Genomic DNA, 22,229 nt, shown 5'->3' on the forward strand with positions numbered 1-22,229 from the left:
CGGAAAGGTGGACCTTCCGCTGGCACCGGATCATAGTCCTCGCCCGCTGTCCCGGATATCCCCCCACTGGCCACTGTCGCCCTGCCGGGTCTATAGTGAGCGCCATCGTCCGAGGAGGGCTCCCATGACGGAGACACCGAGACATGCATTCCCCGATATCGCAGAGCACGGACTGATCGGCGACCTGCAATCCGTGGCACTGGTGTGCACGGACGGGACCATCGACTGGTTCTGCGCCCCGCGCTTCGACTCTCCAGCGGTGTTCGCATCGCTGCTGGACAGGGAAAAGGGCGGATACTTCCGCATCCACGCCGTCGACGACGACGTGCGGGTGAAGCAGATGTACTTCCCGCAGACGGCGGTGCTGATCACCCGGTTCATGAGCTCATCCGGTGTCGCCGAGGTGATCGACTTCATGCCACTGGCCGACGACCCCACCGTCGCCACCGACGAGCGCCGCATCCTGCGCGGCATCCGCGTGGTCAGGGGCGAGGTGAGCTTCCGGCTCGAGTGCCGCCCGCGGTTCGACTTCGGGCGGAGGACGCACACCGCATCCACCAGTCCCGGGCGAGTGGACTTCGACGACGGGCAGGCGGGGGCCGCCCTGCTCGGGCTCGGCGACGACACCCCGGATGCTGCGGCGCTCGCCGCGGGGGACGTCGAGCTGGAGTTCACGATGTCGGCGGGGCAGCTGCGGCTGTTCGCGTTCCACACCGCACCGGGCGACGACGCGGACGGACTCACCACGCAGCACGGGCAGGAACTGTTCCGGCAGACCGTGGAGTTCTGGCGCGACTGGCTGCGGGTGAGCACGTACACCGGCAGGTGGCGGGAGGCGGTGGAGCGCTCTGCGATGGTGCTCAAGCTGTTGCAGTACGCGCCGAGCGGCGGCCTGGTCGCCGCCCCGACCGCCGCGCTTCCCGAGCAGCTCGGCGGCGTGCGCAACTGGGACTACCGGTACACCTGGATCCGCGACGGTTCGTTCTCGGTCTACTCGCTGCTCGCGCTCGGGTACACCGACGAGGCCGTCGCGTTCGCGCTGTGGGTCGCGGACCGCGTCGCCGAGCAGGCGGGGGAGGCCTCCGGCCCGCTCAAGATCATGTACAGGATCGACGGCTCCTCCGACCTGGAGGAGCTGGAGCTCGACGGCTTCGAGGGCTACGAGGGCTCCCGGCCGGTCAACGTCGGCAACGGCGCGGCCGACCAGTTGCAGCTCGACATCTACGGCGAGGCGTTCGACGCTCTGTTCGTCACCGAGAAGTACCGCAGGATCGGGCATCCTGGCTGGGCCAAGCTGCGCACGGTGCTCGACTGGCTCGCCGAGAACTGGGACCAGCCGGACGAGGGCGTCTGGGAGACCAGGGGAGGCCGCAAGGACTTCACCTACGGGCGGATCATGTGCTGGGTGGCGTTCGACCGGGCCATCAGCATCGCCAGAGAGCGCGGCCTTCCCGCTCCGCTGGAGACCTGGATCGGCGCTCGCGACGCCATCTACGAGCAGGTCTTCACCCACTGCTGGAACCCGGATCGGAAGGCGTTCGTGCAGTATCCGGGCACGGACGTGGTGGACGCGATCACCCTGCTGATGCCGCTGGTCGGCATGATCTCCCCGCACGACCCGATGTGGCTCTCCACCCTCGACGCGATCGGCGACGAGCTGGTCACCGACAGCCTGGTCTACCGCTACAACCCAGCGGCGTCGCCGGACGGGCTGCCCGGGGAGGAGGGAACGTTCTCGCTCTGCTCGTTCTTCTACGTGATCGCCCTGGCGGACGCCGACCGCATCGAGGAGGCCCAGTACGCGTTCGAGAAGATGCTCACCTACGGCAACCACGTCGGGCTGTTCGCGGAGGAGATCGACCCGGCCGGGAGGCAGCTGGGCAACTTCCCGCAGGCGTTCACCCACCTGGCCCTGATCCGCGCGGCCATCGTGCTGGATGCGGCACTCACCCGGCAGGAGTCGCGGCGCCAGCGCCCGTGACGGGCTCCGCCCTCGGCGCACCGGTCGCGGCCCCGCTCACCCGCAGGTACACGATGAGCCAGCTGAACACCACCACCCCGGCCACCAGCTCCGTCGCCGTGAGCACGTAGTACCCGACGACGTAGAACAGCAGCATCACCACGATGGTGGCGAAGAACACGTAGCCGAGCACGAAGAACGACGCCGGCGCCTGGGGGAGCGCCGCGCGCACCCAGAACACGACCAGCGAGAACGTCAGCACCATCCCGACGGCGGACACGTTGTGCAGCACGGCGGAGACGTTGAGCGGGAACAGCCCGACCCCGGCGAGCAGCACGCCGATCAGGATGAGCGCCACCCGCACCCGGATGAGCGCCGCCCTGCTCCTGCGCGCCTCCGGCCGGTCGTCGGCGGGTGCCACCAGCTCGCGCGTGTCCGTCGCGTAGCGGGCCAGGGCGGTGACGATCACCCCGGCGATGATCAGGGTCAGGTTGAACGACAGCGACGACACGCTGCTCGACATGCCGAGGGCGCTGAGGTGCAGCATCCACCAGTGCGGGTCCGGCGCGCTGAGCATCGCGGTGAGGATGCCCACGATGACGAAGACGGCGAGCACCGTCGACAGGCGCATCAGGTCCATCTGCACGGACGACAGGAAGACGATGTACGCGGTACCGGCACAGGCGACCGCGGCGAGGGCGGCGGCGGAGAGGAAGTAGACCGTCGCATCCTGGAACCCGTTGTCGAGCACGGCGCTGAGCGCGAGCCAGCCGAGGAGGGCGATCACGCCGTGCGCGAGCGCGATGACGATGGTGTCGAACACGTCGGCGGCGGTGGCCCGGCCTGCCCGGTCGCCCTCGGTGCTCGCGGCGGCGGGCGCGCGGAACGGCCGCGGTCCCTCCCGCGTCCACAGGCGTCCAGCGACGTAGGCGAGCGCCGCGATCACCCCGGCGGCGATGGCGACGAATTGGCCGAGGGAGTCCGGCCCCGCGATCGCGAGGCTCGCTCCCCAGAACAGCGGCAGGGCGACGACGAGCGCGAGGACGAACGCCCCTCCACCCGCGACGATGGCGGCGCCTTCCGCGCTCAGCAGAGGTGCACGTCGTGTTCCAACTCCGGTGCTCGCCATCGCATCACCCCGTCAGCAGTGCGCTCACTGTACCGCCGCGGACGGGCGCTGGGCTAGAGCACTGTTCCCGGCGGTCAGCCGCGCCAGGCGTCCACCTCGTCGAGCAGCTCCTGCTTGCGGTCGTCCGACGCGAACGACGCCTCGATGGAGGTGCGCGCGAAGCGCTCGGCCTGCTCGCTCGTGACGCCGAGCGCATCCCGGACGGCCACGAAGTTGTCTCCGATGTATCCGCCGAAGTATGCCGGGTCGTCCGAGTTGATCGTGACGGGCACCCCTGCCGCATCCAGCCGGAGCAGTGGATGCTCGTCCAGCGTCGCGACCGTGCGCAACCGCAGGTTGGACAGCGGGCACATGGTCAGTGCGATCCGCTCCTCGGCGAGGCGTGCGACCAGCTCCGGGTCGTCGACGGCCCGGATGCCGTGGTCGATGCGCTCGGCGCCGAGCAGGTCGAGCGCTTCGCGGATGTACGACGCCGGACCCTCCTCCCCGGCGTGCGCGACGACGTGCAGGCCGGCATCCCGCGCTGCGGAGAAGACGTCCTGGAACAGCGACGGCGGATAGCCGACCTCGGCGGAGTCGAGGCCGACGCCGATCAGGTTCTCGCGGCGGCTGAGGCCGGCGTTGAGGATCTGGTCGGCGGACTCGACCGGCTGGTCGCGCAGGAAGCTGAGGATGATGCCGCCGGTGATCCCGAGGTCGCGCTCCGCCTCCTCCAACGCGCCGGAGATGCCGTCGATGACGGTCTCGATGCGCACGTCGCGCGCGGTGTGCGCCTGCGGGTCGAAGAACAGCTCGACGTGGCGGACGCCCTGCGCTGCGGCGGTGGTCAGATAGCGCCTGGTGAGCTCGGCGAAGTCGTTCTCGGTGCGGAGCACATCCATCGTCGCGTAGTAGAGGTTGAGGAACGACTGCAGGTCGTCGAACTCGTAGAGCGCTGCCAGCTCGTCCACCGACGAGTACGGGAGCGAGACGCCGTTCTTGCCGGCCAGCTCGAAGACGAGGTCGGGTTCGAGCGTGCCCTCGATGTGGAGGTGCAACTCGGCCTTCGGCAGGGCGAACAGAGCGGAGTCGGAGGCAAGATCGGTCATCCTCCGATTTTGTCATCCCGGGGAGGGACGTGCCGACCGGATGCGCACCCGTAGCCTCGGAGGATGAGCACGAGTAGCCTGTCCCGCCGCAGCAGACTGCCCCGCCGCGGCCGCCTGGCCGTCGCCGCCGCGTGCATCCTGGTCGCCGGGCTCGCCGTGCACGCTTTCGCGGACGGTCCGGTCGGCGGGTTCGCCGGGGACGCCCTCTACGCCGCCCTCATCGCGGTGATCGTGGCGTTCGCCGTTCCGCGGGCGGCCCGGTGGGTGGCTCCGGTCGTGGCGCTGGCGTTCTGCTGGGCGATCGAGGTGCTCCAGCTCACGCCGCTGCCGCGCGCCATCGAGGTGGTCGTGCCCGGCAGCTACTTCGTCTTCGGGTCGACCTTTCAGTGGATCGACCTCGTCGCGTACGCGGTGGGCGTCGCCGTGGTCGCCGCGGTCAGCCGACCTGCAGCAGGATCTTCCCGAGATGCGCGGACGACTCCATCCGGCGGTGCGCCTGAGCGGCGTCCTCCAGCGGGAACACCGAGTCGATGACCGGATGGATGCGGCCGGCCGCCAGGTGCGGCCAGACGTGTTCGCGCACCCCGGCGATGATCGCCACCCGTTCGGCGAGCGGCCGTGCCCGGAGCGTCGTGCCCCAGATGCGTGCGCGCTTGCTCATCAGCAGGCCGGTGTCGATGGATGCCGGGGTGCGGTCGCGCGTCGCGATCGACATGATGCGCCCTCCGACGGCGAGGGCGTCCAGGTCGCGGGCGATGTACGCGCCGCCGACGATGTCGAGCACCACGTCGACGCCGCGTCCGTCCGTCACGTCGCGCACCACCTCGACGAAGTCGCTCTCGCGGTAGTCGATCGCGGCCTCGGCGCCGAGCGAGCGGCAGAACTCCACCTTCACCGGGCTGCCGGCGGTCGCGATCACCGTCGCCCCGAACACCCGGCCCAGCTGGATCGCCATCGAGCCGATCCCGCTGGACCCTCCGTGCACGAGCAGGGTCTCGCCCTCCGCGAGCCGGCCGAGCTGGAACACGTTCGACCAGACGGTGGCAGCGACCTCCGGGAGTCCTGCAGCCTCCACGAGGTCGACGCCCGGAGGTACTGGGAGCACGAGGCCGGCGTCCACGGTCACGTATTCGGCGTATCCGCCTCCCGGCAGCAGCGCGCACACCCGGTCGCCGACGGCCCAGCCGTGCACGGACGAGCCGACCTGGTCGATCTCGCCCGACACCTCGAGCCCCGGCCACTCCGGTGCTCCTGCCGGCGACGGGTAATACCCGCGGCGCTGCGACAGGTCGGCGCCGTTCAGTCCGGCCGCCGTCACCCGGATGCGCACCTCGGTGTCCGCCGCGACGGGCTCGGCCACCTCCGCGAGGGTGAGGACGTCCGCGTCTCCCGGGGTCGTGACGACGACGGCGCGCATCAGGACCGCGTCCCTGCCGTGTTCGAGCGGCGGCTCAGCACATCCCGGATCTTCACCTTGTTGGTGTACTCGATCGAGCCGTAGCGGAACAGGCGCACCGCGATGCGCAGCACGACGGCGGACAGCACGAACAGCTCGACGATGATGACGATCGCCTGCCAGAGCGGAAGCGTGCCGAACGCGTTCAGGATGAGCGCCGTGATCGGCGCGGTGTACGGGAAGAACACGAGCACCTGCACGATCGCCGACTGCGGGTTGCTGATCGCGAACCCGGACGCGTAGAGCGGGATCACGATGGAGAAGATCACGATCGAGAACAGCGGGGCGGCGTCCTTCGCGGTCGGCATCACGGCGCCGACCGCCACGAGCGTCCCGGTGAACAGCGCGAACCCGCCGATCAGGATGAGCGCGCCGACGATCATCTTCTGCGGCTCGAACACCAGCCCGGACAGGTCGAGGCTCGGGATGGACAGCTGCTCCCGGAAGAACAGGTAGCCGACCACCACGGGCAGCGCGAACACCGCCATCTGGATGATGCCGATCATGAACAGCGAGATCACCTTGCCGACCAGCAGGCTGGTGGGGTTGATGGTGGTCAGGATCATCTCGGTGACCCTGTTCTCCTTCTCCTCCAGCGTGGAGTTCAGCATCTGGTTGCCGAGGAAGACGATGACGATGAAGAACGCCACCAGGAAGATCAGGGCCGGGATGATCGCCTCGAACCCGGGAGCGACGGCGCCGTCCTTGAACGTCGTGGTCGAGGTCTGCACCTCGCCGCGCAGCACGGCGACGTCGGTGGGGGAGTCGATCCGCTTCTCCACGCTGGCGGAGAGCACGCTCTCCGCCGCCGACGAGTACTTGGCGTTCTGCAGCAGCCCGGCGTCCGCGCCGTAGACCTTCACGGTCTGCTTCGCCGGGTCGGCGGGGAAGTCGAAGAAGGCCGCTGAGCTGCCGGACTTCACGGCGTCGATCCCGGATGCGCTGCTCTCGGCGGGCGAGCCGCCCAGCTGCCGGGCGACGGACGGGTCGACCAGCCCGGACGCATCCACGTACTGGAACTCGAAGCGGGCGTTCTTCTGAGCGTCCGCCGTCTGCGCCGTGGACACGTTGGAGGCGACGACGAGGCTGATCAGCGCGATGGCGAAGATCGGCACGATGAGCGTGATCGCCCAGAACCGGCGCTTCGACACGGTGCGGAGGAACTCGAACGAGACGACGGTCCCGAGGTTGTGCTGAGCCATCAGTCTGCCTCCCTGCTGTCTGCTCCGTACACTTCGACGAAGATGTCGTCGAGCGACTTCCTGGTCGGTGCGAAGCGGGTCACGTCGAGCCCGGCATCCACGAGGGAGCGGAGGATCGCGGCGGTGTCCGCGTCGTTGGCGACCTCCAGCTCGGCGTGGCCGCCCGCATCCCGGGCGATCGTGTATGCGGGGGAGGAGGGGATCGTGCCGTCGTGGTCGACGTGCACGACCGTGCCGCCGAACTGCTCCTGCACCTCGGCGACCGTGCCGTACGCGCGCGAGACGCCGTCCTTGAGGAGGATGACGCGGTCGCAGAGCCGCTCGACCTCCTCCATCTGGTGGGTGACCATCATCACGGTGGAGCCCGAACGCTTCTGGTCGTCGATGATGTCCATCAGCAGGCGGCGGTTGACGGGGTCGAAGCCCTTGGTCGGCTCGTCCAGGATGAGCAACTCCGGGTCGTTCATGATCGTCACGCCCAGCTGCACCTTCTGCTGCTGGCCGCCGGAGAGCTTGTCGAGGCGCACCTTCTCCTTGTCGCCGATGCCGACCCGTTCGAGGTAACCGCGGGACCAGCGCCTGGCCTGCTCCTTGCCGAGGCCCTTGAGCTTGCCGAAGTAGACCATCACGTCGATGACGGACTCCTTCTTGTACAGCCCGCGCTCCTCCGGGAGGTAGCCGAGCCTGTCGCCGGCCTCCGGGCTGAACGGGCGGCCGTCGATGTGGAGTACGCCGGCCGTCGGCTGGTAGATGCCGAGGAGCGCGCGGATCGTGGTGGTCTTGCCCGAGCCATTGCTGCCGAGGAAGCCGAACGTCTCCCCGCGGGCGATGTCGAAGGAGAGGTCGCGGATGACGGTGGTGCGGCCGAAATCCATCCGGAAGTGGTCGATGTGCACGAGGGGTTCCTGCGTCGGACTGCTCACGCATCCACATTAGGGGTTGACGGGTCGTGGGCCGCGGATTATTGTATTCAACGTAACAGTTGATAAAGGAATCGGTTGTATATGACTCAGGATGTGGACGCGGACACGCGGCTCGACCGCGCGTTCCAGGCCCTGGCCGACCCGGTGCGCCGAGCGATCGTCGCCCGCCTCAGCAGGGGCTCTGCGACGGTGAACGAACTGGCGGAGCCGTTCGCGATCACCACGCAGGCGGTGTCCCGCCACATCCACGTCCTCGAAGAGGCCGGGCTCGTCAGCAGGACGAGGGAGGCGCAGCGCCGCCCCGTCCACCTCGAACCGGCGGCCCTCGAGGAGCTCACCTCGTGGATCGACGGCTACCGGCTCATCCACGAACAGCAGTACCGCAGTCTCGACAGCGTGCTCGCCGGCCTCGGCGGCACGGCCACACCGAAGGAGAAGAAGAAATGAGCAACGCAGTCACCATCACGGCGCCGGACGGCCTCCCGTACGTCGACATCGAGCGCGAATTCGACTATCCGGTCGAGAAGGTGTTCCTCGCCCACAAGGACCCGGCCCTGATCGCCCAGTGGCTCGGCCCGCGCGGCTACGAGATGGACGTCGAGGAGTACGACTACACGACCGGCGGGCACTACCGCTACGTGCACCGCGACCCGAACGGTGGAGAGTACGGCTTCCGCGGGGTGTTCCACGTCGTGCGCGACAACGAGTTCGCCATCCAGACCTTCGAATACGAGGGATTCCCGGATGTGGTCAGCATCGAGTCCGTCACGTTCGAACCGCTCGACGGAGGACGCACCCGCGTGAAGGCCCACGCCGTCTACCCGACGCTCGAGGCGCGCGACGGCATGGTCGCCTCCGGCCAGGCGAAAGGCGTCACCGAGGGCTACGAGCGCCTCGACGCCGTTCTCGCCGCGGGCTGACCTGCGCGCCCAACCAATCGAGTCCGAACCTCTTCACGCGACACGCCGGTCGCAGGCGTGAATACGTTCGGACTCGATTGCGTGTCAGGCGAGCGCGGCGAGGAGGGCCGGGTGGAGGAGGCCGTTGCTCGCGAGCGAGGAGCCGTTGCCCGGGCCGGCGTCGCCGGTGACGGAGGTGAAGGTGCCCCCGGCTTCTTCGACGATCGGGATGAGTGCGGCGAGATCGTACGTCTTCACGTCGAACTCGCCCACCGCATCCAGAACCCCCTCGGCCAGCAGCATGTACGACCACATGTCGCCGTATGCGCGATCCCGCCACACCTGCCGGGTGAGCGCGATCAGCTTGTCCAGGTATCCGGCGCCATCCCACTGCGCGATGCTCTGGAAGCTGATCGAGGCGTGCTCCAGATCGGACACGGCGGACACCCGCAGCCTGCGCGGCTCGCCACCGGCCTCCGACAGCCAGGCCCCTGCCCCCTGCGCCGCCCACCAGCGCCGGTCGAGCGCCGGCGAGCTGACGACGCCGACCACCGGCTTGCCGTCGACGGCCAGCGCGATCAGCGTGCCCCACACCGGAACGCCGCGCAGATAGTTGGCGGTGCCGTCGATGGGGTCGACGATCCACTGCCGGGATGCGTCCCCCTCCGTCCCGAACTCCTCGCCCAGGATGCCGTCCTCCGGCCGTTCTGCTGCGATGAGCTCCCGGATGGCCCGCTCCACGGCCAGATCCGCTTCGGTGACATGGGTGCGATCCGGCTTCGTGTCGATGTGCAGATCCAGCGCGCGGAACTTCTCCCGCGAAATCGAATCGGCCAGATCGGCCAGCCGGACGGCCAGCGCCAAGTCGGCGGAGAACGGAGAGGATGCGGTGTCGAAAGTCACGTCCAGAGCCTACCGATCCGAGGTGAACACCCGGTGGCGCGCCCGGCGTCCCCTCGATTGGCGATGAGGCCGAAATGGATGCTAGTGTTGAGCCTCGTTCGGGTCGCCGAACAAAACGCACCTCTAGCTCAATCGGCAGAGCAACTGACTCTTAATCAGTGGGTTCTGGGTTCAAGTCCCAGGGGGTGCACCACTCTTCTGGACGAAGTTTAGCCCCAAGTTCAGCCAATGGCTGCTTGGGGTTTTTTCGTACGCAGGTGCGCCGCTGCAGCACCGCTGTACGATCCTCACTGTGAGCAAGATGTTTGCAGCGTTCGCGCTTATCGGGCTGGCCACCGCCGGACTGGTGGGATGTGCGAGCGCCAGCGGCGACGGCAGTTCCGCCGAACTCGACAAGTACACCCAGACGTGGGGGAAGCAGTACTCGGACACGACCTGCGATGACTGGAACAAGGTCATGACCGACGCCCAGCAGTGGGCGGCGTCAGCGGACATCCTGTCGGCCGCGCGTGACAAGATAGATGGCGCGACCGGTGTTGCGCCTGATGAGCTCATCGACGAGTTTCAGAGCGGCATCACGAACGTCTGTGTCGTTCCGACCATGTCGCTCACCGACGCGAGCTACGGGCTGTATACGACCGAGCCACGTTTCAAGCCCTGACGGTGGTCTTTCTCGTCGTCTCGCGGATCCTCACCCCGAGCGTGTGACCCAAAAGGGCCATATTGCAGCGTCCACGAATCTGTCAGGCTTCTCAATATGAGCAATCCACAGCAGCCCACTCCGTACCAGGCAGCCCCGGAGACGACAGGCAAACGCGGGAATGGTCTCGGGGTGGCGTCTTTGATTGTCGGCATTCTTGCCCTCATCGGCGCGTTCATCCCGATTCTCAACTACGGCGCGTGGTTCCTCGGACTAGTCGGCCTCGTGCTCGGCATCGTGGGCTTGGTGCTCAAGGGCCGGACCAAGGGCACTGCGATCGCGGGCACGATCATCTCCGCCGTCTCCATCCTGCTCTCGATCATCCTGTCTATCGCGTACACCGTCGGATTCGCAGCAGCGGTGAAAACGGAGATGGACAAATCATCTGCGGCCGCCGCTGCGCCCGTAACCGTGACATACGAGGTCAACGGTGACAGCACCGACGCGTCGATCACGTACGCGACCTTGAGCGACGGCAAGTCCGGCGTCGAGCAGGCCACTGCACAGACCCTGCCGTGGAGCAAGGAACTCACCGTTACAAAAGGTGGCGACTTCGACTTCAAGTCCTTCACGCTGACCGGAAGCAACGGCCAGACCGGGGGAGACATCAGCTGCAAGATCACCGTCGACGGCAAGGTCGTCTCGAACCAAACCAGCACCGGACCTTACGCTACGGTGTCCTGCAACTCATCGAGTTGGAGCGGCACCGACTCGCAATAGCGGACGAGGCCGAACGGACGCCGGAAACCGATCTGACCTCTCTACCGGACCGAGCCTGACGTAGGCGGCCCTTCAGTCCGCCGCCGTTGCGGTTATTGGAAAGCCCCTACCGCAACTCTTTCCGCGGCATCACGATCTCTTTGATGATCAGGATGATCCCCGCCGAGATCGGGATGGCGACCAGCGCCCCGGGGAGCCCGAACAGCGTCGATCCGGCCAGCGCTGAGATCAGCACCACCGAGCCAGGCACCTGCACCGCCTTGCCCATCACCTTCGGCGTGAGGATGTATGCCTCGACCTGCATGTAGATCAGCATGAAGATGAGGACGACGAGGCCGGAGACGGGGGAGTGGATGAAGGCGAGGACCGTCATCGCCGCCGTGGTCAGCACCGTTCCGATCAACGGGATGAGGGTGATGAAGAAGGCGAGGATTCCGATCAGGAATGCGCCGGGCACGTCGGTGATCAGCAGCAGGATGACGCTGTAGACCGCGTTGAAGAACGCGAGCACCACCATCCCGCTCAGGTATTTGCCGAAGTTGCGCAGGATGCGTTCCGAGTATTTGACGAATGTGGGCCTGCGCGAGGCGGAGACCAGCTTGTATCCGGCCTCCTTCGTCGCGTCGTATGTGGCGATGAAGTAGATGGTGAGGATGGCGATGAAGAAGCCGGAGGTCAGGCCGTTGACCACGGACAGGCCGAAGCCCACCAGGCCGGTGCCGAGGGAGGCCCACACCTCCGGTTTCTGCACTTCGGTCGAGACCCAGTTGACGAGGGCACCGAGGACGCCGTTGCTGGAAGCGTTCGCCGGGTCGAACCAGCCTTGGGCGCGGAGGTTCGCCACCTCTTTCGGGATGGCCGTCGCCAGGAACTGGATCTGCTGGATGACCAGCGGGAGCACCACCCAGACGATCGTGATGATCACCGCGATGAGCAGCAGGATCACCGTGACGATCGCCCACGGCCGGGACATGTGCCTGCGCTGGAACCACCGGATGAGCGGGTCCAGGCCGACCGTGGCGAACATCGCGAGGAAGACCATGAAGATGATCGAGCGCAGGCCGTACAGGGCGAAGCCGGTGATGATCGCGCCGACAGCGCCCAGCGTGACGATGTAGCCGAGCGCCAGCGGGCTGCGCTGCAGCATCGACTGCTGAGGCGGCTGCGGCGGCTGCGGCGGTTGCGTCGCCTGACCCTGCTGCGGCTGCTCTGTTGTGGCCGGTGGTGGGGCGTGTCTGGTGAGGCGCATGACGCCCTCCTCGGCTCGGTGTATGGCTGGTGCCGAGCGTATTGCCAGCGGGCTATCCGGGACAAGTCACTGCGGCATCGGCGCGGGATGCCGGCGGCGTTCGTTACGAATATGTAAACGCCTTTACTTCTATCTGTTTCGCTCTTGACGCCCGCATCCGGCGCATGCTTCACTTGCGGCAGCAATTAAGCAACGAGGTTTCATTGTAAGCGGGACGGGAGAACCGGCGGATGGCATTCGGTGGACACGGCCAGGAGCCGGACGCGTCGCGGCAGAGGGCGGCGAACGCCGCCCGGTGTGCGCTCGCCGTCCGGCAGGGCGGCCGCGGAACCGTCGCGCAGATCGCCGCACGCACGGGACTGTCCCGCCCGACCGTCGAAGTCGCCCTCACGACGATGCGCGAGCGCGGCCTGGTCGTCGAGGTCGACGAGCACACGCTCGGCGGCAGGGGAGCGGGACGCCCGGCGCGGCTCTACGACTTCGCCGCGGACGCCGGATACCTCGTGGGCGTCGACGTGGGCATCCACCGGGTGCGCGTCGCCATCGCCGACCTCGCCGGTGCGATCGTCGGCTGGTCGGAGCGCGAGATCGACGGCAGTTCACTCGGCGCCAACCGGATGAGCGTGGTGCGCCAGGTGGTCTCCGACAGCCTCGACGGGCACGAGGTCGACCGGTCGCGCCTGGTCGCGATGACCGTCGCCGTCTCCGGTCTCGTCGGCGAGGACGGCAAGCTCATCGTCTCCCGCAACTTCCCGGACTGGGAGGGCGTCGACATCGCCGGCCACCTGCGTTCCGAGTTCGGCTGCGAGGTGGTGGTCGAGAACGACATGCGGCTCGCCGCCCTCGCCGAGCACCGGATGGGCGCATCCCGGCTGGTCAACGACTCCGCGTACTTCTTCCTCGGGCACCGCATCTCGATGGGGCTCATCATCGACGGCAAGCTCCGTCGCGGCGCGCACTCCGCCGCCGGCGAGGTGGGCGAGATCGTCTTCTCGATGAAGGTGAACGAGGCCGGCCAGCTCAGCTGGAAGACCGCCCCCTCCGGCGAAGAGGTGTTCCGGATGGCCGTGGAGGGCGACGAGGGCGCCCGCGAGGAGATCGAGTCGTTCGTCGGCGGGCTCGCCACCGGCATCGCCACGCTCACGATGGCCGTCGACCCGGACGTCGTGGTGGTCGGCGGCGGCCTCTCCCGTGCGGGGGAGGCATTGCTCGAACCGTTGCGGAGGGCCGTGATGCGCGAGATCCGGCTGCCCATCCACCCCACGATCATCCAGTCCGAGCTCGGCGCGGAGTCCGTCGTGCTCGGGGCGCTCGCGCTCGCCTTCGGTCAGTCGGCCGAGCGGGTCTACGGGACGGCGGACGTGCCGGAGCCCGACATCGATGTCGCGGGGGCGAAGGCCCTCGCAGAGAGGATCACCGCATGAGTTCCACGGAAGCAGGGTCGCCGCTGAGGCTGGCCGTCATCGGCGTGGGGGCGCGGTCGTACATCGCGAGCCATGCCGTCGACTCCGGCAGCGGGACGATCGTGGCCGTCGCCGACCCCAGCAGTGCTGCCAGGGAGCGCGCCGCCGAGCAGTTCGGCGCGGGCATCGCCACCTTCGCGAGCCACCGCGACCTCATCGACGCTCGGGATGCGCAGGGCGGCAGCATCGTCGACGCCGCGTTCGTCACCTCCCCGGACCACACCCACGCCGAGATCGCCATCGACCTGCTGCGCGCCGGGATCCCGGTCTACGTCGAGAAGCCGCTCGCGATCAGCCTCGACGACGCGGACGCGATCCTGGCTGCGGCGGCCGAGAGCGGCACCCGGCTCTACGTCGGCCACAACATGCGGCACATGGCCGTCGTCACCCTCATGCGCGACATCATCCAGCGCGGCGAGATCGGCGAGGTCAAGGCCGTCTGGTGCAGGCACTTCGTCGGGAACGGCGGCGACTACTACTTCAAGGACTGGCACGCGGAGCGCGCCAAGTCGAACGGGCTCCTGCTGCAGAAGGGCGCGCACGACATCGACATCATCCACTGGCTCGCCGGAGGGTACTCCGAGCTGGTCACCGGGATGGGCGGCCTGAGCCTCTACGGAGACATCACGGACCGCAGGGACAACTCCGACCGCACGATGCCCGAGTGGTTCTCGCTCGACGCGTGGCCTCCGCTCAGCCAGACCGAGCTGAACCCGGTGATCGACGTCGAAGACATCTCGATGGTCAGCATGCGCCTCGACAACGGCGTGTACGCGTCGTACCAGCAGTGCCACTACACCCCCGATTACTGGCGCAACTACACGGTGATCGGCACGGAGGGCAGGCTGGAGAACTTCGGCGACACCGACGGGGCGGTCGTGCGGGTGTGGAACACGCGCACGACCTACGACCCGGCCGGGGACGCCGAGTACCGGGTGAACGGCGACGAGCGGGGGCACCGCGACGCGGACCGGCTCACGGTCGACGAGTTCATCCGGTTCATCACGGACGGCTCGGAGACCGAGACGTCCGCTGTCGCTGCCAGGAACGCGGTGGCGACAGCCGTCGCAGCAACCGAGTCCATCCGCGACGGCTCACGGCCCATCGCCGTGCCTGCCGTGGACGAACACGTGGCCACGCTGGTGTGACCACGCGGTATTCCCGGGCCGGCGAGGACAAGTCGCCGGCCCGGGAGGCACCACAACAACACTCACATTTCAAGGAGAACCAATGCGAAAAGCCCTACTAGCCGCCGGGGCGGCGGTCGCAGCCGCTGCCCTTCTGGCCGGATGCTCGTCCAACACTGGAAGCGGCTCCGGTGCCACTGCCGATCATAATCTGTCGGCCTCGATCTCCTACGCATACTGGGACGTCAACCAGAAGCCCGCGATGGAGGCGCTGATCAAGGACTTCAACAAGGAGTATCCGAACATCAAGGTCACCAGCCAGGTGACGCCGTACCAGAACTACTTCACCAAGCTGCAGACGCAGGGCTCGTCGAAGACGCTGCCCGACGTGTTCTGGATGAACGGACCGAACTTCCAGCTGTACGCATCCAACGGGCTGCTCGAGCCGATCGGCTCCGGCATCGACCCGTCGAACTACCCGAAGGCGCTCGACGAGCTCTACAGCTACGACGGCAAGCAGTACGGGGCTCCGAAGGACTTCGACACGATCGGCGTCTTCTACAACAAGGCGGTCTTCGACAAGGCCGGCGTCGCGTACCCGACGGCCGACTGGACCTGGGACGACTTCCACCAGAAGGCCAAGGCGATCTCCGACAAGCTGAAGGCCGAGGGTGTCTACGGCGTCGCGAGCGGTCTGAGCGGCGGCCAGGAGGTCTACTACAACACGATCCTGCAGGCCGGCGGCGACATCATCTCGTCCGACGGCAAGAAGTCGGGCTACGACTCCGCCGCAGCGATCAAGGGGCTGCAGTTCGTGCGCGACCTCGTCGCGGACGGGTCGTCGCCGACGCCGTCGCAGCTGTCGGACACCCCGCAGGACCAGTGGTTCATCAACAGCAAGTCGGCCATGATCTGGTCGGGCACCTGGCTGAACTCCGAACTCCTCGCATCGCCGATCAAGGACACGATCGCCCTCGCTCCTCTGCCCAAGGGCGAGAAGCAGGCCACGGTCATCCACGGTCTCGCCAACGTCGTCGCCAAGGACTCCAAGAACAAGCCGGCGGCCGTGGCGTTCCAGACCTACCTCGCCGGCAAGCAGGCGGCGCAGACCCAGGCGGAGATGGGCGCGGCGAACCCCGCGTTCAACGGCACCCAGGACGCCTTCGTCAAGACGGCGCCGTGGGATCTGAACATCTTCGAGAAGGCGGCGGCGGACTACGCGTACCCGTACCCCATCTCCAAGAACACGGCAGCGTGGAACAAGGCCGAGAACGACCTGCTCCCCGACGCGTTCTCCGGCAAGCGCCCGGTGGCCGACGTGGCCAAGCAGCTCGCCAAGCAGATGAACGCGGACCTCGCCAAAGAGTAATGTCCCTGTCCACCGCAACCCAGGAGGCGGGCGTCGTGACCACGGCGCCCGCCACCCGGCCGGCCGCACCGCGCAAGCGGCGCACCGACCGGAAGGAATGGCTGTGGGCGGCCCTGTTCGTCGCCCCGCTGCTGTTCGGCGTCCTCGTCTTCTACATCTGGCCGATCATCCGGAACGCGTACTTCAGCTTCACCACCTGGGGCGTCTTCGGAGGGGCGACCTGGAGTGGACTGGCGAACTACCAGGCGATGCTCGCCGACCCGTCGTTCTGGCGCTCGATCGTCAACACGCTGATCTACATCGGCTTCCTGCTGATCGGCATCCCGCTCGCGGTCATCTTCGCCAGCCTGATCAACCGGCCGGGGCTGCGCTTCGCCGCCCTGTACCGCACGGCGTTCTTCCTGCCGTACGTCGCGATGCCCGCCGCCGTCTCGATGGTCTGGCGGATCATCTTCAACGGCGACTTCGGCGTCATCAACTACGCGCTGTCGCTGATCGGGATCAAGGGACCGAACTGGCTCTCCACCGAATGGGTCGCACTGATCGCGGTGGGACTGGTCGGGATGTGGATCTCGCTCGGCTTCAACCTCATCGTGCTCTCCGCCGGCATGAAGGGCATCCCGCCGGAGATGTACGAGGCGTCGAGCCTCGACGGCGCGAGCAGGCTGCGGCAGTTCTTCTCGATCACGGTTCCGCTGCTCAGCCCGTCGATCTTCTTCGTCTCCGTCATGACGGTCATCACCGGCTTCCAGCTGTTCGACCTGCTCTACGCGCTGATGGGGACGCAGAACCCGGCGCTCAACCAGACCCAGTCGATGGTGTACCTGTTCTTCGCCCACCAGCAGACCGGCGACAACGGCTACGCAGCCGCCGTCGGCATGGCGATCCTCGTGCTCGTCGGCGTGTTCACGATCATCCAGTTCCGGATGCAGAAGAGGTGGGTGACGTATGTCTAGCTCCGTCGTCGTCGGCGCGAAATCGGGGCGCGCCCGGGTGGGGACGGGTGTCACCCACCTCGTCCTGATCGTCGCGTCGATCGTGATGATCTTCCCGTTCGTCTGGCAGATCCTGATGTCGCTGTCCACGAACGCGCAGGTCACCTCCGTTCCGCCGACCGTCTGGCCCGGCACGCTGCACTGGGAGAACTTCGCCCACGTGTTCGACCAGCTGCCGTTCCTCAACCAGCTCTGGGTGTCGGTCGCCGTCACGGTGATCCGCACGGTCGGCCAGCTGTTGCTGTGCTCGATGGCCGGGTATGCGTTCGCCAGGATGTCGTTCCCGTTCAAGCGGACGATCTTCGCACTCGTGCTCGCCATCCTGATGGTGCCGCCGCAGGTGTACCTGCTGCCGCAGTACCAGATCGTGCAGGGCCTCGGCTGGCTCAACACCATCGCCGGGATCGCCGCCCCCGGCATCTTCAGCGCGTTCGGCACCTTCCTGATGCGCCAGTTCTTCCTCGGCCTGCCCGACGAACTGGCCGAGGCGGCCCGCCTCGACGGAGCGAACCACTTCCAGACCTTCTGGAAGGTGATGCTGCCGCTCGCCAAGCCCGGCCTGTCCGCGCTCGCGATCATCACGGTGCTCGCCTCGTGGAACGACCTGCTCTGGCCGCTCATCGTCGCGACGGACTCGACCCAGATGCCGCTCTCGGCCGGTATCGCGACGCTCACCAGCCAGCGGTCGATCCCCGACTACCCGCTCCTGCTCGCCGCCAGCCTCCTGGCGATGGCGCCGGTGCTCATCCTCTTCCTGATCATGCAGAAGCGCGTCATCGACGGCATCGCATTCTCCGGTCTCAAATAGAAAGAACAGACACGTTCGTGAATACACTCCGAGTCGGCCTCATCGGCGCCGGCGGGATCTCGCAGGTGCACGCATCCGGATGGGCGGCGCTGGGCGTGCCGGTCACCGTTTACTCCCACGAGGGCGCTGAGGCGCTCGCGGCGGAGTACGGCTTCGACATCGCCACCGACCTGGACTCGCTGCTCGCGGCGAGCGACCTCGTCGACATCGTCACGTCGAGCAACAGCCACAAGGAGCTGGCGCTCTCGGCCATCGCGGCCGGCAAGCACGTGATCTGCGAGAAGCCCCTCTCCGTCACGGCGGCCGATGCGCGCGAGCTCGCCGACGCCGCCGCGGACGCGGGGGTGCGGCTGTTCCCCGCTCACGTCGTCCGGTTCTTCCCCGAATACGTCGCGGTGAAGGCCCAGGTGGATGCCGGCCGCATCGGCGACCCTGCCGTGCTGCGTTTCGTGCGCGGCGGGCAGGCGCCCCGCGCCGGCTCGTGGTTCTTCGACGAGAACGCCGGGGGAGGCATCATCCTCGACCAGATGATCCACGATCTCGACCAGGCCAGGTGGCTGGCCGGTGAGGTCACGCAGGTCTACGCGGTGCAGAGCCCGGAGAGCGTCGACGGCATCGTGCCCGGCATCGTCACGGCGCACGTCACCCTCACCCACGCGAGCGGTGCGATCAGCCACGTGCAGGGCACCTGGGGACCGGACGGCACGGTGTTCCGCACGAGTACCGACGTCGCGGGCAGCAGGGGAACGCTCTCCATCGACTCGCGGAAGGACACCGCGACGGTGCTCGACTTCCCGGCCGGTGTGTCCGGGGACGGCTACCTTCCGCCGTCCACCACCGCCGTCAGCCCGTACACCCGGCAGCTCGCCGCCTTCCTGGAGGCGGTCGTGGACGGAACCGATGCGGTCGTGACGCCGGAGGACGGCGTGCGCGCCGTCGCGATCGCGGAGGCGGCCGCCGCGTCGCTCCGCACCGGGTGCGCTGTCGACATCGACCAGGGGACCGGCCTGGCCGTCGCCGACCCGTCCGTCGCAGGATCGCACATCGCAGAGAACGTCGGCGCATGACCGCCGGAACAGGAGACACCGTGACCCGCCCGCTCAAGATCGCCGTTCTCTCGTTCGCCCATCCGCACGCGATCGGATACTGCCGACTGCTCGCCGGGCGCGACGACATCGAGCTGATCGCCACAGACCCCGACGGCGCTGCCGCCCCGGATGCCGCCCTCCGCGGGGAGGCGCTGGCCGCATCCATCGGGGTGCACTACGTCGCCGACTACGAGGCGGCGCTCGCCTGGGGCCCGGATGCGGTGATCGTCACGGCGGAGAACGCCAGGCACCGCCCGCTGGTCGAGGCCGCAGCGGCGGCCGGGGCGCACATCCTGTGCGAGAAGCCGCTCGCGACGACGGTCGACGACGGCCGGGCGATGCTCGACGCCGCCGAGCGCGCAGGCGTGACCATGATGACCGCATACCCGGTGCGCTTCGCGCCGTCGTTCGTGGATGCGCGCGCCAGAGTGCGCGCCGGCCAGCTGGGCGACATCATCGGCATCCGCGGAACGAACAACGGCAAGCTCCCGGCCGACCGCGCCTGGTTCATCGATCCTGCGCTCGCGGGCGGCGGCGCGCTGGTCGACCACGTCGTGCACTGCGCCGACCTGCTCGACGACCTGCTCGGCGCCCTGCCGACCACGGTGCGCGCCGTCTCGAACAGCATTCTGCACGCCGACGACGCGCTGCGGGTGGAGACCGGCGGCCTGGTGACCGCGACCTATCCGGGCGGCGTGGTCGCGACGATCGACTGCTCCTGGACGATGCCGGAGAACGCGCCCACCTGGGGAGGGCTCACACTGCAGCTCACCGGCACGAAGGGCAACATCACCATCGCGCCGTTCGCACCGCACATCGCGGGGCAGACCGTCGACGGCGAGGTCTGGGAGGGCGTCGGCGACGACCTCGACGCTCTGATGCTCGCCGAGTTCCTCGACGCGGTGCGCTCCGGCCGGGAGGCGGTGCCGGACGGGCAGGTGGGGCTGCGCACGCTGCAGGTGGTGGACGCCGCACGCCGCTCCGCCCTGGACGGGCAGCCGGTCGCGCTGTAGCGGTCGCCCGTTGCCTCCCTAGCGTCGGGCGGCGATGACCGAGAAGTCCTTGTCGCCGTCGCCGGTGTCGACCGCGTCCTCTAGCGCGGCCGACACCAGCGACACGGCGGGCAAGGGGTCGCGCGAGGTCGCCAGCATCAGCCGGGTGTCCTTCGCGAGCAGGGCTGCGGAGAACTGGGTGTCGTCGAAGTCGCCGGAGACGACGGGGCCGCCCTTCATCGCGGCCATCGGCGCGAGCGCCGTGATGCCGAGGGTGTCGAGCACCTGCTCGGCGCTGAGGCCGCCGGACTCGCCGAGGCGCAGCGCCTCCACCAACCCCTCGAACGAGACGGCGAGGGCGAGGTTGGCGACGAGCTTGCCCGCTGCCGCCTGCTCGGGGGTGTCGAGCATCCTGAGCTTGTTGGGGTCCGCCCAGAGGGCGACGATGGTGCGCGCGATGCGGGCGGCGTCGTGCTCTCCGCCGATGAGGACGCCGAGGGAGGCGGCGCGGGCGGGCGCGAGGGAGCCGATGACGGGGGAGTGCACGTACGAGACTCCGGCGCCCGCCGCCCACGCGCTGAAGTCGGCGGCGTCGGCGGGTGAGACGGTGGTGATGTCGATCCACACGGCCCCGGATGCGAACGGCAGCCCGCCGTCGACGATCACCTCGCGCACGGCGTCCGGTCCGAACAGGGCGGAGATCACGGCCTGCGCGCCGTCTACCGCTTCCGTCGCGGTCTGCGCCACCGCCGCTCCACGCCGGCCCATCGCCTGCGCAGGCTCCGGGGAACGGTTCCACACGGTCACGCGGTGACCGGCGTCGATCAGGTGGGGGACGAGCTCGCGGCCCATGCGGCCGAGCCCGAGGAATGCGATGTTCATGTCTCCACTCTGCGCCGATGCGGGCGGCTAGGGAAGAGGCGACGCGGTGAGCCTGGCACGCGCCGCCGTCAGGAACTCACGCTCGGCGGCGTTGTCGGCGAGCGCGATGGCCGCCTCGTACGCGGCGGCGGCCTCGTCGGGCCGCCCCAGCCGGACGAACAGGTCGGCGCGGATCGCGTGCAGCAGGTGGAACGCGCCGAGCGCATCCACCAGCCTGTCCGTCTCGGCCAGCGCCGCCGCAGGGCCGTCGACCTCGGCGACAGCGACAGCCCGGTTGAGCGCGACGACGGGGGAGGGATGCACGGCCAGCAGCTGGTCGTAGATCGTCACGATCTGCGGCCAGTCGGTCTGCTCCGGGATGCGCGCGTCGTCGTGCACCGCCTGGATCGCGGCCTGGAGCTGGAAGCTGCCCGGCCGGTTCCTGCGCAGGCAGGTGCGGAGGATGTCCTGGCCTTCGGCGATGCGCGCCCCGTCCCAGAGGGTGCGGTCCTGGTGCGGAAGCGGCACGAGCCTGCCCTGCGCGTCCACCCGGGCTGCACGTCGGGCGTCGACGAGCAGCAGCAGCGCGAGCAGGCCGAGCGCCTCCTCCTCGTCCGGCATCAGCTCGACCAGCAGCCTGGCCAGCCGGATCGCCTCGCCGCACAGCTCGTCGCGCACCAGCCTGTCGCCCGCCGACGCGGTGTATCCCTCGGTGAAGATCAGGTACACGACCGTCAGCACCGAGGCGAGCCGGTCGGGGAGGTCGGCGTCGGACGGGATGCGGAACGGGATGCGCGCATCCCGGATCTTCGCCTTCGCCCTGGACAGCCGCTGGCCCATCGCGGACTCCTGCACGAGGAACGCCCGCGCGATCTCCGCCGTGCTGAGGCCGCCGAGCAGCCGCAGCGTGAGCGCCACCCTGCTGGCCGGGGCGAGCGCCGGGTGGCAGCAGGTGAAGATCAGGCGCAGCCTGTCGTCGTCCACCGGTCCCTCCTCTGCGATGTCTGGCGCATCCTGCTCGTGCAGGAGCGCCGCCTCCGCCTCACGGTCGCGTCCGGTGGCCTCGCGGCGCAGCCGGTCGATGGCTTTACGGCGGGCGGTCGTGATGATCCATCCGGCCGGCGCAGGCGGGATGCCGTCCTCCGGCCAGCGGACGGCCGCCGTCGTGAACGCATCCTGCACCGCGTCCTCGGCGACGCTCAGATCGCCGAAGACGCGGTACAGGACGGAGACCGCGCGGCCGTACTCTGCACGGAAGACCCGCGCGATGTCGTCGCTGCCGACCGCGGGCTCCACG

22 protein-coding genes and 1 tRNA gene are annotated in these 22,229 nt (G+C 68.4%); 14 read left to right on the forward strand and 9 right to left on the reverse strand.

Features of this window, described 5'->3' with window-relative positions; translation table 11 throughout:
• The first annotated feature begins 124 nt into the window (after window positions 1-124).
• Window positions 125-1,981, forward strand: coding sequence for a glycoside hydrolase family 15 protein (locus tag B7438_RS10505; RefSeq protein WP_085369499.1), 1,857 nt, complete (start codon window positions 125-127; stop codon window positions 1,979-1,981).
• Here the strand turns inward: B7438_RS10505 and B7438_RS10510 are convergent.
• Both B7438_RS10510 and B7438_RS10515 read right to left on the reverse strand, forming a co-directional pair.
• Window positions 1,947-3,089 carry a hypothetical protein gene (locus tag B7438_RS10510; protein WP_256921974.1) on the reverse strand — a complete coding sequence of 381 codons (1,143 nt, stop codon included), beginning with the start codon at window positions 3,087-3,089 and terminating at the stop codon, window positions 1,947-1,949. The genes B7438_RS10505 and B7438_RS10510 overlap by 35 nt on opposite strands.
• A gap of 74 nt (window positions 3,090-3,163) precedes the next feature.
• Window positions 3,164-4,177 (reverse strand): adenosine deaminase, encoded by a 1,014-nt coding sequence (locus B7438_RS10515; RefSeq protein WP_085369500.1) that lies wholly within the window; start codon window positions 4,175-4,177, stop codon window positions 3,164-3,166.
• 63 nt (window positions 4,178-4,240) lie between these two features.
• Here B7438_RS10515 and B7438_RS10520 point away from each other — a divergent pair, with 63 nt between their 5' ends.
• Complete coding sequence (locus B7438_RS10520; RefSeq protein ID WP_085369501.1) at window positions 4,241-4,711, forward strand: DUF2809 domain-containing protein; 471 nt, start codon at window positions 4,241-4,243, stop codon at window positions 4,709-4,711.
• Here B7438_RS10520 and B7438_RS10525 read toward each other — a convergent pair.
• From B7438_RS10525 to B7438_RS10535, 3 genes are read right to left on the reverse strand one after another with little or no spacing between them, the layout of a single operon-like run.
• Window positions 4,614-5,594: an NAD(P)H-quinone oxidoreductase gene (locus B7438_RS10525; RefSeq protein WP_085369502.1), complete on the reverse strand. Its 981-nt coding sequence runs from the start codon at window positions 5,592-5,594 to the stop codon at window positions 4,614-4,616. The two genes, B7438_RS10520 and B7438_RS10525, sit on opposite strands and share 98 nt — an antisense overlap.
• Complete coding sequence (locus B7438_RS10530) at window positions 5,594-6,835, reverse strand: ABC transporter permease (RefSeq protein ID WP_085369503.1); 1,242 nt, start codon at window positions 6,833-6,835, stop codon at window positions 5,594-5,596. The genes B7438_RS10525 and B7438_RS10530 overlap by 1 nt, the downstream gene beginning before the upstream one ends.
• Window positions 6,835-7,710, reverse strand: coding sequence for an ABC transporter ATP-binding protein (locus B7438_RS10535; protein ID WP_085369544.1), 876 nt, complete (start codon window positions 7,708-7,710; stop codon window positions 6,835-6,837). The genes B7438_RS10530 and B7438_RS10535 overlap by 1 nt, the downstream gene beginning before the upstream one ends.
• 129 nt (window positions 7,711-7,839) lie before the next feature.
• Between B7438_RS10535 and B7438_RS10540 the strand changes: the two genes are divergently transcribed.
• Both B7438_RS10540 and B7438_RS10545 read left to right on the forward strand, forming a co-directional pair.
• On the forward strand, window positions 7,840-8,205 hold the full coding sequence (locus tag B7438_RS10540) for a helix-turn-helix transcriptional regulator (RefSeq protein ID WP_085369504.1): 366 nt from the start codon (window positions 7,840-7,842) through the stop codon (window positions 8,203-8,205).
• Window positions 8,202-8,678 (forward strand): SRPBCC family protein, encoded by a 477-nt coding sequence (locus tag B7438_RS10545; protein ID WP_085369505.1) that lies wholly within the window; start codon window positions 8,202-8,204, stop codon window positions 8,676-8,678. The genes B7438_RS10540 and B7438_RS10545 overlap by 4 nt, the downstream gene beginning before the upstream one ends.
• 84 nt (window positions 8,679-8,762) lie before the next feature.
• On the opposite strand, the gene hisN is transcribed toward B7438_RS10545, so the two are convergent.
• On the reverse strand, window positions 8,763-9,560 hold the full coding sequence (gene hisN, locus B7438_RS10550) for a histidinol-phosphatase (protein ID WP_085369506.1): 798 nt from the start codon (window positions 9,558-9,560) through the stop codon (window positions 8,763-8,765).
• A 117-nt stretch (window positions 9,561-9,677) separates the two neighbouring features.
• Here hisN and B7438_RS10555 point away from each other — a divergent pair.
• From B7438_RS10555 to B7438_RS10565, 3 genes are all read left to right on the forward strand, one after another.
• A tRNA-Lys gene (locus B7438_RS10555) sits at window positions 9,678-9,753 on the forward strand.
• A 99-nt stretch (window positions 9,754-9,852) separates the two neighbouring features.
• Window positions 9,853-10,221 (forward strand): hypothetical protein, encoded by a 369-nt coding sequence (locus B7438_RS10560; protein ID WP_085369507.1) that lies wholly within the window; start codon window positions 9,853-9,855, stop codon window positions 10,219-10,221.
• Between the two features lie 96 nt (window positions 10,222-10,317).
• Complete coding sequence (locus tag B7438_RS10565; RefSeq protein ID WP_085369508.1) at window positions 10,318-10,980, forward strand: MmpS family transport accessory protein; 663 nt, start codon at window positions 10,318-10,320, stop codon at window positions 10,978-10,980.
• A gap of 106 nt (window positions 10,981-11,086) precedes the next feature.
• Here B7438_RS10565 and B7438_RS10570 read toward each other — a convergent pair whose 3' ends face one another.
• Window positions 11,087-12,229: an AI-2E family transporter gene (locus tag B7438_RS10570; RefSeq protein ID WP_256921975.1), complete on the reverse strand. Its 1,143-nt coding sequence runs from the start codon at window positions 12,227-12,229 to the stop codon at window positions 11,087-11,089.
• A 230-nt stretch (window positions 12,230-12,459) separates the two neighbouring features.
• Between B7438_RS10570 and B7438_RS10575 the strand changes: the two genes are divergently transcribed.
• The 7 genes from B7438_RS10575 (at window position 12,460) to B7438_RS10605 (ending at window position 20,092) form a co-directional block, all read left to right on the forward strand.
• Window positions 12,460-13,653: an ROK family transcriptional regulator gene (locus tag B7438_RS10575; RefSeq protein ID WP_085369510.1), complete on the forward strand. Its 1,194-nt coding sequence runs from the start codon at window positions 12,460-12,462 to the stop codon at window positions 13,651-13,653.
• Entirely contained in the window at window positions 13,650-14,840 is a 1,191-nt protein-coding gene (locus B7438_RS10580) for a Gfo/Idh/MocA family protein (protein WP_085369511.1), read from the forward strand. Before B7438_RS10575 ends, B7438_RS10580 begins: the two co-directional genes overlap by 4 nt.
• 82 nt (window positions 14,841-14,922) lie before the next feature.
• Window positions 14,923-16,188, forward strand: coding sequence for a sugar ABC transporter substrate-binding protein (locus B7438_RS10585; RefSeq protein ID WP_085369512.1), 1,266 nt, complete (start codon window positions 14,923-14,925; stop codon window positions 16,186-16,188).
• On the forward strand, window positions 16,188-17,144 hold the full coding sequence (locus tag B7438_RS10590) for a carbohydrate ABC transporter permease (protein ID WP_085369513.1): 957 nt from the start codon (window positions 16,188-16,190) through the stop codon (window positions 17,142-17,144). The genes B7438_RS10585 and B7438_RS10590 overlap by 1 nt, the downstream gene beginning before the upstream one ends.
• Window positions 17,137-17,991 (forward strand): carbohydrate ABC transporter permease, encoded by an 855-nt coding sequence (locus B7438_RS20840; RefSeq protein ID WP_085369514.1) that lies wholly within the window; start codon window positions 17,137-17,139, stop codon window positions 17,989-17,991. The genes B7438_RS10590 and B7438_RS20840 overlap by 8 nt, the downstream gene beginning before the upstream one ends.
• A gap of 17 nt (window positions 17,992-18,008) precedes the next feature.
• Complete coding sequence (locus B7438_RS10600) at window positions 18,009-19,058, forward strand: Gfo/Idh/MocA family protein (RefSeq protein WP_085369515.1); 1,050 nt, start codon at window positions 18,009-18,011, stop codon at window positions 19,056-19,058.
• A complete protein-coding gene (locus tag B7438_RS10605; protein ID WP_085369516.1) occupies window positions 19,055-20,092 on the forward strand; it encodes a Gfo/Idh/MocA family protein in 1,038 nt (345 codons plus the stop codon). The genes B7438_RS10600 and B7438_RS10605 overlap by 4 nt, the downstream gene beginning before the upstream one ends.
• Window positions 20,093-20,110: 18 nt before the next feature.
• Here the strand turns inward: B7438_RS10605 and B7438_RS10610 are convergent, their stop codons facing one another.
• The gene (locus tag B7438_RS10610; protein WP_085369517.1) at window positions 20,111-20,953 is read right to left on the reverse strand and encodes an NAD(P)-dependent oxidoreductase; all 843 of its coding nucleotides are present in this window, start codon (window positions 20,951-20,953) and stop codon (window positions 20,111-20,113) included.
• Window positions 20,954-20,980: 27 nt separating this feature from the next.
• Window positions 20,981-22,228, reverse strand: coding sequence for an RNA polymerase sigma factor (locus tag B7438_RS10615; RefSeq protein ID WP_306293892.1), 1,248 nt, complete (start codon window positions 22,226-22,228; stop codon window positions 20,981-20,983).
• Window position 22,229 lies beyond the last annotated feature (1 nt).

Source organism: Leifsonia sp. NCR5, assembly GCF_002105485.1.
Lineage (GTDB): Bacteria > Actinomycetota > Actinomycetes > Actinomycetales > Microbacteriaceae > Leifsonia.